This window comes from Halorubrum persicum, from assembly GCF_002727125.1.
Lineage (GTDB): Archaea > Halobacteriota > Halobacteria > Halobacteriales > Haloferacaceae > Halorubrum > Halorubrum persicum.
Map to the genome: position 1 here is coordinate 89,456 of NZ_NHOA01000017.1, position 11,811 is coordinate 101,266.

An 11,811-nucleotide genomic window follows, 5' to 3' on the forward strand; every position below is an offset into this window, starting at 1 on the left:
AGGGCGACGCGCTCGCCTACTCTTCCCACCACCGGCCGCGCTCTGGGAATTCGATCCTGCTCCAGCCCGTGATGGCGATGCTGCACCGCCCCTGGTACCAGTTCTTCTTGACGGCCCGGAACCGGACCGTCTCACCTTCGCTCACGACCGTCTTCCGAGAGGCCTCCCAGATGGTGAACTTGATCTTCCCGCTATCGTCCTCGATCAACCCGACCTGAGAAATCGACGTGTCACACGGATCCCAGAGTTGCGTGATTTCACCCTCGACCGTCACCTCACCTACCGGGACGTCCGGCACGTCCGCGATGGGCACGATCGCCCCCGGCGCCGCCTTCAACTCCTCGAGGGTCTCCAGCACCGCCTTCGTGACGTCCCGCCCGCGCTGCACCTTCTCAGCCAGCTGCTTCGCGACGACCGCTCTCGACCAGCCGCCCTGCACTTCGTCGCTGATCCGCATCGCCTGCTCGTTGACCGCCGCGAGTTCGTCTTGCGTCAGCTTCTCCCGGGGATCCGTTCGCTCCGCCGGCGCCGGCTCGTCACGACCACACTGCTCGCTGACGACCTCTCGCGTGCGCTGCTCACGACCGTCCTGCGTTCCCAGCTCGGCCTGGGCACTGATGCGCTCCAGTTCGGCTTCCCGCGCCCGAATGCGCTCTTCCTGTTCGAGGGTGACACCGTGAATCCGATCCTGGCTCGTGTCCGCGATCCCGTCCGGGTGGTTTGCATCCACCTTCGCCTGCGTCTCCTGCTCGACCGCCGCCTCGAACTCCGGCGTCTCGTCGACGACCGGGAAGCCGTCTTCATCGACCGCCTGACCGCCCGCTTTCTCGAATGCCTGTTCATCGACCGAAACGACCTTGCTACTAGAGCTGTTACTTGACATTGGAACTTCACCAAGTTCCGAAGGCGCTCACGCGCCGACTCCGCGATGCTGCTACATCGCGGTTTTCCGACGACACCGACCGACAGACCCATCTGCGCGCTCTCGCTCGCGCCTTCGCGAGCGCCCTACCGGGCGCGAGCGAGAGCGCGCCTGCATGAGGTGGCCCCAACCAGCACCGCGCGCCGACCCGCCCGGAGCGAGCGGCCAGCGCATTCCCCGTTCGCCGCGACGCAACCACGTCCGTCGCGGTCGGCTTCGCCGAGGTCCGCAGGACCCGAACGGGTGAAGCGCTGGCGTCGAGGGCACATTTACTTTAGCCCGGAACGGGCGCGGGCGGTGCGGAGAGCGTCCGCACGCCCGGAATGGTCGGTCGCGAGCGACGCGGAGGGCGGCAGCGGCGAGCGGGGCGGGCCGTTGAACACGAGAATGTGAATCAAGCAGACAGCACGGACGATGAGAGATTCAATCTGTTTGAGGAATGGTTGACAATATATCGATAGCGTCAATCGAATTCCTGCCAACGGGTCACAAAGAGCGCGCCTACAAAGAATATCACTGCCAAACCGAGGAGGAGACCGAACGTGCCTGCCACCCCAGCAGTCGAGTCCAAAATCAGCAGCTGTCGGAGGCTGCGATGATAATGTGTCACGGGACTGAATTCGGCAACCTGCTGAAGCTTCGTTGGCATAAGATCCAGTTCCCAAAAGATGCCTGAAATGAACATAAGTGGGAGCGCAATCGCCCCGCCAAGACTGATCGCCGAGCCCGAGTCACGGATAATTCCACCGATCATCATCCCGAGGGCGGTGAATGCAATCGCCCCGAGGACGATCAACGCAATCGACAACGGTCCCGGCACGACCCGAACCCCGAAAACGGCCCAGGCTACGACAAGCATCACGCCCGTAATCCCTACGGCCAGAATCGATTGCTGGATTACGTTCGCCAGAATCCACTCGTGCTTCCGTAACGGCGTTGCGGCGAGTCGTTTTAGTGTCCCGTCCCGTTTGAACGACGCGACGGCCGACGGGACAGTCATCACCCCATTAATGAGAATCATGGCGACGATGAACGCTGGCAGAAAGTACCCCACTGCACTGATTCCCTCCGCCCCTCGTTCCTCAGTCTGAATCCTCGTTGTCGGTTCCTCGACACCGATTGAGCGGTCGTTGAATGTCCCAACGACGCTATCAAGAATGCTTTCGACGGCGCCAGCAGCGTCATCATCAGGTGTCAACAAAAGGGTCACTTCAACCGAGCCCGAGTCCCCGGACCCGGCCTGTGCAGTCATATTTGCTTGCAGCTGGTCGAGTGCCGTTTGCTGGTCGTCAGTCAAGTTGCCCCTGGTACGTGTAATCGTATCTCGAATTACGGCCATACGGACCCGTCCGCTTTGAGCCCGGACCCGGTCGGCAAATCCGTTCGGGATAACGAGCACGCGCTGATGGCCGGTCGCTTCCGCTATTTGGTCAGCGTTGGAGAGATCCTGATCCGAATCAATGTGCGCAACGTTGAGGGGCTCCGCACGCTCGAGCGCATCCACGAATGTCGCCGACAGTGGCGTCGGAGCTCCAGTTTCGTTGACATCGTTGTTCTGGACGCCGAGGTCGAACTCGGCCGCGCCACCCGCGAAGACCGTGCTAAAGATGAGCAGCAAGATTAGCGGAAAGACCAACGCGAAAAAGACTGCCTCCCGATTCCGGAACCAATCACGGAGCAGCGTCGTCGTGAGACTCGCCAATCGTTTCATCGTCGATTCCCCGCTGTATCGAGGGTACTCCCTGCGACTTCGAGGAAGACGTCTTCCATCCCCGCGCTCACCAGTTCGATCGAGTAGTTGGGGTCGATTCCGTGAAGATCGCTGAAGGTCTTTTGGGCGGTTTGCTGGTCGTCGAAGATACCAACCATTTCCTGACTGTCCGGTTGATGCGTTTCCCGAGCCCGCTGGCGAAGGGTCGTCATGATCTGGTCATCGCCGTCGGCGGTGGATTTGGGGAGAGTGACGTTGATTTTGACAGTCCCTGCATACCGTTCGACCAGCGCTGCAACTGTGTCGATAGCCCTGATGCCACCATCGACCATGAGTGCGACGCGGTCAGCGAGGGCCTCAATTTCGTCCATATAGTGAGTTGTCAACACGACGGTCGTCCCCAGAGCGGGCAGCTGGTCGATCTGTTGCCAGGTGCCACGTCTGGCGGCTGGGTCAAGGCCTGTAGTCGGCTCATCTAAAAAGAGGACGTCGGGATCGCTCACCAGCGCCATCGCGATGCCCGTGCGGCGCTGAAATCCCCCCGAAAGCGACCCAAAAGCCGTGTCCGCGTAGTCATCAAGATCCAATCGATCGAGGACCGTCTCAACTGCTAGGGGATCGGAGTAGAGATCACGCATCAGAGCGATATTTTCGCGGACGGATAGTCGCTCGAAGGTATGGAATGATTGTGGGACAACTCCAATCCGGTCTTTGACAGCGTAGAGGTCGTCTTGGATATCGTAGCCGAGGACGGTTGCCGCACCAGCTGTGGGTGTGCGAAGACCTTGGAGAAGTTCGACTAGCGTCGTCTTGCCAGCGCCGTTTGGACCGAGCAGACCAAAGATCTCGTCGGTGTGGATTTCGAACGAAACGTCGTCGACGGCGGTGGTCGATCCGTATTTTTTCTGGAGGTTAGAGACCTGAACAACGGAATGTGGAGTGTCTCCCGCCATCTGAGTGTCATGTGCCTTCTAAGACGAACAAAAAGAACGTTTCCCTCAAACCAGTCGCACCCTCATATGCAGGAGCCCCACAGTATGTGGACAGATGGAATAGGCGTCCAATACTACTCAATAGAGTGTCAGTTCAAGGCTAGATACCGGTGGTCGGCGCGGACCAGTACGTACACACCTATCCAGCCGGCCGCGACACTCGGCGACCCAGCTACCCTGGCGGACTCAGAAAGGGCGCGGCCGTCTCGGTCGCCCCCCGACCCCGCAAGCACCGCAGGTACGAGGCGCGTAGCGGCGTCCTCGTGAGCGGAGCGAACGAGGGCCAGCGAGACGCAGTCTCGCGCGGTCGCGGGACGTCGAGCGGCCGAGGGCTTTCGAGAACACTCCCTGTCTCCGCAACGAACGTCGTTATTCGTTGACGCACTCGGACTCATCCTCGACGATGACGTCGACACCGTCCGGTGAGACCTCGAGTGGAATCCCTTCGATAGTAAACTGGACGGCGATGTCCCCATCGGATGAGGCAAGCAACTGTTCGAGCGCATCGACGTCCACGTAATCGTGGAGTTGATAGCCGTCGTCTTCGAGCCCGCATGTCTCCAGTGTCTCGATGATCTCGACGACGAGGTCATTCGGTCCGCCCGAACTGTCCGCTGGAGGGGTATGCATCTGAACACTCGGGGCTTTGGGTGACAGACGTTTAAAACGTTAGGAGTCAACTACAGAAGCTTATCGCTTCTTCATTTGACTTAGCGCGTTCGGGATAGCGTCGGCGCAACCACAAGCGATTATGCGCTTTGACGCCGACTGGATGTCTCGCGCCGATGACCGCATTCTAGAGCATCTCTCCGAAGCCGGCCCCGATACCCCAAAGGAGATGGCGGACAGCGATCGGGTTCGCTTTTCCCGCCAACACATCAATGCCCGCTGCAAAACACTGGTCGAATACGGACTCCTCGTCCATCTCGGCAACGGCGTTTACGATATCACGCGAACGGGAGAGCAGTATCTCGCCGGCGACCTCGACGCTCGTGACCTCGATTCCGAATAGCGTCAGCTGTCACCGGCAATTAGATCCTCGATGAACCGAAACCCGTTCACGTACGTCACCGAGTCCCCGTACCCCTCACTCGCGAGGACGGTTTCGGCCCCCTCGCCGGCAGCGATGTCGGTCGTGTAGATGTAGACCTCGGTCGTCGTCCCCGCGCTGAGGTGTTGGGCAGCGAGGGCGGCGAGGGCAGCGTCGGCGCGTTCGACCTCGTCGGCGGGTCGATCGTCGGCGTTCGCGATGTACCGCTGGACGCCATCCATCACCCGCGAGACGACCGGGTCCGAGAACTCCAACGGTGTCGCAACCGTCACCCAGCCCTCGTCGATCGCGGTGTCGATGGGTGGCGCCTCGACGTCGGGTTCGTCGACGGTCAGCTCCTCGTACACCCGTTCGGGCAGGACGAAGGTGACGTCGTTTCGGCGAGCGAACCGCCGAACGGCCTGGTACCGGCTGTTCGAGGGCTGTCCCATCGCAACGAACAGGCCAGTGTCGGCGATGTGGAGCCGGCTCACGCGTCGTCAGCGCCGTCGCCGTCGTCGATATCCAGCTCGTCGAGTCCCGTCCCTGACTCCTCGATGTCGTAGTGCTCGTGGACGACGGGCCGGAGCGCCTGGAGGATCATCTCCGCAGCCAGCGGCGAGATGTCGAGGTCCTCGGCCATCAGCCGGTGGGTTACTTCCCCACGCTCCCGAGCGACGGCGTAGGTGAGCGCCGTCGCGAGGCCGGCGACGCCGTGGCGGTCGATGTACGTGTCGATGTCGGCGTCCGTCTCGCGGCGGCCGACGGCGTCGATGAGCGCCGGCGTGATCGTGTATTCGCGGTCGCCGGCGGCCGTCGTCACGGTCAGGTCAATCTCCCGGGCGGCGTACCGGCGTGGCTGCTCGTCGTCGGTGACGTCGACGACGCCGGCGTCGACGAGCCGGTTGACGTAGCTGTAGGCCGTCCCCTGGGCGAGTTCGAGGTCGTCCATCACGTCCTGGACGGTCGCCTCCCCCTCCCGAGCAAGGTACGCGTACAGCTGGGCGAGCTGTGGCTCCTCGAGGAGATCGGCGACCGAGAGGAAGTCCTGGACGATGTCGCCGTCGGCGCGGTTTGAGGTGCGTGACACGGGCGTTCTTGATTACAATTTACAGCGAAACAGTAAAGAGTGTTTGGGTCACTCCGCCGGCGTCGCGACGAGATGCTCCTCGAGGTCGCGCGTCCAGTACGTCGCAAGCCCACCCGGACTGCAGCGGGCGCAGAGCTGCAACGGGCCTTCCAGATGCCCGAGTTCGACCCGGAATCGGGTGAGTGCCGCGAGCGTGTCGACGACTAGTCCACAGCCGTCACAGGCGACGTGATCGCGCTCGTCGGGATCCGGCTCCGTCTGAATCGCGCAGTCGACGCAGATCGGGTGAGTGACCCGCTCGTCTTGCCCCCAGGTGTGGGCATCGCCAGTCTCGGTACCGGGCGGGGCGTCGCAGAACGCACAGCCGACGAGGGTCTGCTGCATCACTCGGCCTCCGCGTCGGCGTCGCGGCCGGCCGCCCAGCCACGGTGGGAGACGGCCAGCGGCGTTGGCGAATTGAATATAGGGCTATACAAGTCCTCACTATGACGCCGCCAAATTTCCAATATCGTAATATAAATTACAATATTTATTTGAAAACGAAGATAATTTCATTACTTTGGATTTCTTACCGGTGGTTATGCAAAATTCTACAAATAAATCTGATGGCTCCGATGGAAGCCCCCCAGACAGGGGTAAAAATATAGATGGAGGGGCGGAATGCCCAGAGAACGTCATTGAAGAAATCGAAACCAGTCAGGAGTATATCCAGATCACGCCAGTTCGAGAGCAGGTAAACTCGAAGACAGTTACGCGAGAACTGTACGGTCTTCACCAGTACGGCACAGGGCGGAAACTCCCGCTGGACATGGAGCTCCACATCGACAGCATCGAAGGCGTGTCGAACTTCGAGTTCATCATCTACAAGCCGGAGGATGCAGCTCAGTTCAAGTTCTTCCTCGGGCCGGGTGAACGCGGTGACGCGAACTGTGACCGCCTCGAGAGTACGACGCGCTCACAGTACCCGGAGAACTTCGAGTTCGACCGGAAGCAGTTCGACATCACGGAAGTCTTCGACGACGTCCCGCACATGGTTCGGTACGAAGGCGTCGAGGAACGTCGGAAGGACTGGATGACGGTTCTCACTCGCTTCGACACCGAGACTATCGACCGGTCCCCGCTGTCGAACCTGCTTGAGACGATTATCCAAGCTGACGGCGCTGTGCTCTTCCAGGTCGTGTTCGAGCCGCGTGCCGACTGGTCACCGAAAGCCCAACGGCAGAAAGGCCGTCTCAAGCGCGGTGTTCACACAACGGCCGGGATGGTCATTCGGAGTGTCCTCGACGCAGCAATGGGGGTGTCTGATGAAGAGAAACGTGAGCGGCATCGGGGAGACACGCCGGAGGAAGTCGGTGGCACCATCATGGACTCGCAGGTCGATGGGCAACGCGCCGGACAGAGTCGCATGGCTCAGATCGACCTGAAGAACCCGAGCCACACGTACAACGTGTCACTGCGCGCGGCAGCCCAGTCCCAGCGAGTCGCGGAAAATCTACAGGACTCACTCAACCAGATGAGTGGGCAGTTCTACTCCGTCGACGGGAAATACCTCGGCGAGAACAAAAACGAGTACGAGCGGATGCTGCACCACGGCATCACGTACCCGAACGGCTGGGAGATGGTGACTCGACGGAAACCAATGCTCGTCTGTAACATCGAGGAGCTCGCCAGCTTCATCACGGTCCCATCTATCGACGCGCTCCCGAAGGCCAGCCGAGGCGGGACCGGCGGGAAGCCGAAGGCGCAGTCCGCACTGACCTCACCGAACGAGGAAGTGTTCCGTGAGTTCTCGGAAGGGATGACCATCGGCCACGCTGTCACAGCCCTACGCGAAGACACGGAGAATACGGAAGAAATCAGCGCGATCGAGAGCGTGAACGAGTGGTGGACTGAACTCAACAAGCGGGACGCGCTGGCACTCTCTGCTGGAGATCTAACGCACCACTACATCCGCGCCGCGACAACTGGGAGCGGGAAGACGGTCGCGACCCTGAACGATATGCTCACGACGCACGAGAATCTGGAAGGGCCGACCATCCTCATCGACCCGAAGGGCGGGGAAATGTGTCGGAACTACCTGCGGTGTCACCGCACGCTCTTCGGAGACCTCGAGGACGTCGAGTACCTGAAGGTGCCTGAGGAAGGTGGAAACATTCCCGGCATTCCGTTCTTCGACCTACGACCGCTGGTGCGCTCGGCTGGCCGTGAGCGTGAAACAGCCATCCAAGACATCATCGATCACTACTTCCAGCTGCTACGGTTCGTCCTCGGTCGGGATTCAGTCGACCAAGCGTTCGTCGCGAACGAGATTCTCACGAACCTCATCAAGGCGCTGTTCGACGAGAAGAACGGCTCGGACTACTTCACGGTCGGCGACCTTCTCGACGCTGCTCAGAACTTCCAGCACTACGGGCGGTCTATCGAAAACCTCGAGGAAACCAGCCAGGAACAGATCGACAAGGCACTGCCGCCGGTCGAGGACGAGCAGGTTCGCGGGTTCCTGAAGTCTCACCTGGAGAAGGAAGAGCGGCAGTTCATGAACACGACGGACGCAGTCATGAACCGGATTCGGAAGCTCAAGGAGCGGGACTTCATCTGGGATATGCTGTCGTTCGAGATTCCTGAAGAGCACTGGAACGACCAGAAAGGCTGGTACGAACGAGCGGATGTCCCGATGCTGGACCTGAAGAACATCCTCAACGGCGACAAGGTTCTCCTGCTCGACACCGGGAATCTCCACGGGGAAAGCAGCGAAATATTCGCTGTGCTGTTCCTCTCGCACCTGTGGACGTCCGTGCAGTCGCTGTGGACGCCTAACGATGATGACTACATCGCGAACGTCATCATCGAGGAGTCAGCGAACATCGCACGGAACGAAATCGTCTACAACGAACTGCTGCCGAAAGGCCGCGAGTTCAATCTCTCGCTGGGACTCATCATGCAGTATCCCGAGCAGGTGCTGGGCGAAGACCCACAGGGCAACCGGCGAGCGTACCAGGAGATCCTGAACAACGTCAACACGAAGATCATCGGGAACATCGCGACCGACGATATGTTGGCAGAGTCGCTGTTCCACGAAGACCTCGACACGGACGAGATCAAGGACAGAATCGCGGGTCTCCGGCGTGGGGAATGGGTGGTGCAGCTGCCGTCGACGGGCTTCCACAAACAGAAGCCAGAGATTCTCACGCTGAAACCACTCCCGATTCCGCCGGGGCACAGCGAGGGACCATTCGACGTGTCCCCGATGTCCGAATCGGTTAGGGAAGAGAGTCGCGCCCACCACACGCTCAACCGGGAGTCCGAGTACATCAACTCCACAGCAGGGGCAGACTTCAGCTCAGACGACAATAGCAGTGATGACGATAGCGACAAGGACGACTCTGACATCGACACCAGTATGCTTGAAGACGAGCACCGTACGCTGCTGAAAACAATCTTCGACGCACTTAGTGGAGATGTGGAGTTGTACGACCTCAGCATGCCGATGACGAAGCTCCACAACAACGAGTACGCAAGTGAACTCGAGGACGCAGGATTCGTTGAGAAGGTCTCGATCGGACAGAACAAGACCTACTACATCCCTACGGAGAAAGGAGAATTCATCACCGACGACAAATCTCTCTCCCCAGACGAAGGTGGAGAGCTAGGATACGAAAGCCCAGAACACCATCTCGGAGCACGGCTCGCAGGTGCGTACTACGAACAACAGGGCTACGATGTCGAACTGTACGGCGACATCAACAATGGACAAAACAAGGTCGACGTGTTCGCAGATGATACAAAAGAGTCCCCCACGAAGTCCAAGCAGCTCGTCGAAGTCGAGACCAGCCCAGAGAAGAAGGGCCACGTCCACGAGGACTACGAGGCCCTCAAAGAGGGCTACGGTGACGTGGTCTGGGTCGTGGAGAACCACGACGCGCTCAAGACACTTCTCAAAAAGCTAGATGAGAAAGTCGACGGGTTGCCCTCCGGTCGAAGCGATAACCTCGAGAAAATCAACGAACAACTCAACGATGAAGGCATCGCAGAAGTCCACACGCTGAATTCGCTTCGAAAGCGGATTGAGTAAGGGCTTCTTTGCTTTCGAGCTACTGATTTTCCATCAGTTCCCACACTTTTCCTTCGCCCGAGGCCCAACACTCTCCCAGTAGATATCGAAACCGCCGGCAGATAGACTCTAACGCAGGCTATTCACGCCGTTGGCGTACGGGAAAACATAAGCTAGTCTCCTGTGAGTATCGTAGAAGACACAGGGGCAAGTTGCGATGATGACGGTGAACGTATAGAGCAACCAACGAAGGAGTCAGAGTCTTTCCGACAGCCACGTGAACCCGAGAGGCCTCCCGAAGATTCTGAACAGGGAAACGAGTTCATCGACGAAATCTCGGACACGCATAGTGACGAAGGCTACGGAGTTTTCCACGGGCGGGAGTTCGTCTTCGCTTCGAGAGAACGGCCAGATGGCGGCGAACTCCACAGTGTCCAAGCAATTCCTCAAGGGGAAGAAGGCCGTCATCCTCGCGTACAACGAAGGCGCGAACGAGATCGCGATCATCCCGCTGGAGGATTACGACCGGATGGATGTCTATTCGCTCCAGTGGTCAGAAAACCGCGTCACCATTGCAGTAAGCGGGTTCCTCAAGCACAACAGTATTGCGCCAGACCAGACAATTCGGTACTCGCCTGAGTGGGACGAAGACATCGGCAACGAGAAAATCCCAGGCTCGCTCGTCATTGACCTCAACCAAGAGGGCGGGATTTCTCCGGTAGCGCACGACGGGGCAGACGAGGAAGCTGACGGAGCGGAAGCGTAACCAGAGTCGTTGCGCTGGCTCCACAGTTCGGCCAGCATCTGCTCGAACTCTGTGGACGCGAAGCTCAGCGACACTCCACAACAGGCATTCTTTTCGGACACGCCAGGAACTCGGGTGCCGGTAGCCACCGCACCGCCATAGCCGTCAACCCGGCCTCGGCACGCGACCGCTGGTGCCTACCACCCCCGGCGTTTTCGCAATCTTCGCAGAATCTGCCCGCGATTCCCTCGCAGTCTTCGCAGATTTTGTTCGCAACGGTTGGGAAACGCCTCCGCTTCGGCACACAAACGACAGACTCGAGGGCCGGTTCGATACGGCGTAGCTGGTGGCGCGCTCCTCGCGTGATTATGAGACTGAACCAGCGCCGACCGTTGCTCAAGCACTGTTCCACTCCAGATAACCATCTCCATATCACGCTAATTATACTAACGGCGGGTGACTCGGACTATAATTACTAGACGCCAGCGGATTTTAAGGGGTGAGTGTTTAGTACCTTAATTACCAGACGGCAGCCGAATTCAGGGGTGGAGTGTTTACTGACAGAACACAGCCACTCCGCAGCCGCCAAATCGCGTAATTACCAGATGGCGTCGTAATATGGGCCATATGTGTTTAATCGCGTAATTACCAGACGGCAACTGGATTACGGGGTGTCGTGTTTAGCTATCCACAGCACTCTCAAAGAATTATCTCACCACTCTAATTACCAGACTGCGGCCGAATTCGAGGGGAGCGTGTTTAGCGCCGTAATTACCAGACAGCGTGGGGATTCAGCGTGCCCGTGTTTAGCTCTTAGACCGGCTTCTATTTTCACATAATTACCATACGGCGGTAGAATACGGCGCATCTGTGTTTATTTATGTATTCAAACTGCCACGTCTCGTAATTACCATACGGCGGTACGATTTCGGGGGATACTGTTTAACTCACCGACCCGAAAACCAAGCGTCGACGTTCAGCCACGCCCTCAGGTTGCTTTATAGGGTCTATAAGGGACTCTGTTCGCCTTGTCGATGTTCAGCCGAATTCACACAATTAGGGTTCAGGGGAGTTGAAGTTCCAGTGGGTAGTCGCGTGGCGGGCGATTCAGGCAGAGCCGAGTTGGAGGCGGCGGAGAGGGGTGGAGCGGGAGCGAAAGCGATAGAGGTACTACCAGATTGTTGATAGTGGAGGGAACCCTGGGGGAGCGCACGGGTGGAGGCAGGCCTTGGGGCTACTCGAGGCGGGGGGAGTCGGGGAGCGTTGACGG

The 11,811-nt window shown here is 59.1% G+C and carries 10 protein-coding genes; 3 read left to right on the top strand and 7 right to left on the bottom strand.

Annotated elements, in window-relative coordinates; all coding sequences use genetic code 11:
- Positions 1-16: 16 nt before the first annotated feature.
- The 4 genes from DJ69_RS02900 to DJ69_RS02920 form a co-directional block, all read right to left on the bottom strand.
- On the bottom strand, positions 17-883 hold the full coding sequence (locus tag DJ69_RS02900; RefSeq protein ID WP_099254205.1) for a DNA-binding protein: 867 nt from the start codon (positions 881-883) through the stop codon (positions 17-19).
- A 502-nt stretch (positions 884-1,385) separates the two neighbouring features.
- Positions 1,386-2,633 carry an ABC transporter permease gene (locus tag DJ69_RS02910; RefSeq protein ID WP_099254206.1) on the bottom strand — a complete coding sequence of 416 codons (1,248 nt, stop codon included), beginning with the start codon at positions 2,631-2,633 and terminating at the stop codon, positions 1,386-1,388.
- Complete coding sequence (locus tag DJ69_RS02915) at positions 2,630-3,586, bottom strand: ABC transporter ATP-binding protein (protein WP_099254207.1); 957 nt, start codon at positions 3,584-3,586, stop codon at positions 2,630-2,632. Before DJ69_RS02915 ends, DJ69_RS02910 begins: the two co-directional genes overlap by 4 nt.
- Before the next feature lie 408 nt (positions 3,587-3,994).
- On the bottom strand, positions 3,995-4,255 hold the full coding sequence (locus tag DJ69_RS02920; RefSeq protein ID WP_099254208.1) for a HalOD1 output domain-containing protein: 261 nt from the start codon (positions 4,253-4,255) through the stop codon (positions 3,995-3,997).
- A 121-nt stretch (positions 4,256-4,376) separates the two neighbouring features.
- Between DJ69_RS02920 and DJ69_RS02925 the strand changes: the two genes are divergently transcribed.
- On the top strand, positions 4,377-4,637 hold the full coding sequence (locus DJ69_RS02925) for a MarR family transcriptional regulator (protein WP_099254209.1): 261 nt from the start codon (positions 4,377-4,379) through the stop codon (positions 4,635-4,637).
- Positions 4,638-4,639: 2 nt separating this feature from the next.
- Here the strand turns inward: DJ69_RS02925 and DJ69_RS02930 are convergent, their stop codons facing one another.
- Genes DJ69_RS02930 through DJ69_RS02940 form a run of 3 tightly spaced genes read right to left on the bottom strand, consistent with a single transcriptional unit; the run spans position 4,640 to position 6,129 of the window.
- Positions 4,640-5,149, bottom strand: a complete 510-nt coding sequence (locus DJ69_RS02930; RefSeq protein ID WP_099254210.1) for a hypothetical protein — start codon at positions 5,147-5,149, stop codon at positions 4,640-4,642.
- On the bottom strand, positions 5,146-5,745 hold the full coding sequence (locus DJ69_RS02935) for a DUF7437 domain-containing protein (RefSeq protein WP_099254211.1): 600 nt from the start codon (positions 5,743-5,745) through the stop codon (positions 5,146-5,148). The genes DJ69_RS02930 and DJ69_RS02935 overlap by 4 nt, the downstream gene beginning before the upstream one ends.
- A 48-nt stretch (positions 5,746-5,793) precedes the next feature.
- Positions 5,794-6,129 carry a DUF7558 family protein gene (locus tag DJ69_RS02940; protein ID WP_099254212.1) on the bottom strand — a complete coding sequence of 112 codons (336 nt, stop codon included), beginning with the start codon at positions 6,127-6,129 and terminating at the stop codon, positions 5,794-5,796.
- Positions 6,130-6,553: 424 nt separating this feature from the next.
- On the opposite strand from DJ69_RS02940, the gene DJ69_RS02945 reads away from it, so the two are divergent.
- Together DJ69_RS02945 and DJ69_RS02950 are read left to right on the top strand one after the other, a co-directional pair.
- The gene (locus DJ69_RS02945) at positions 6,554-9,817 is read left to right on the top strand and encodes an ATP-binding protein (RefSeq protein ID WP_245851457.1); all 3,264 of its coding nucleotides are present in this window, start codon (positions 6,554-6,556) and stop codon (positions 9,815-9,817) included.
- A 328-nt stretch (positions 9,818-10,145) separates the two neighbouring features.
- Complete coding sequence (locus DJ69_RS02950; RefSeq protein ID WP_180271703.1) at positions 10,146-10,562, top strand: hypothetical protein; 417 nt, start codon at positions 10,146-10,148, stop codon at positions 10,560-10,562.
- Positions 10,563-11,811: the final 1,249 nt, after the last annotated feature.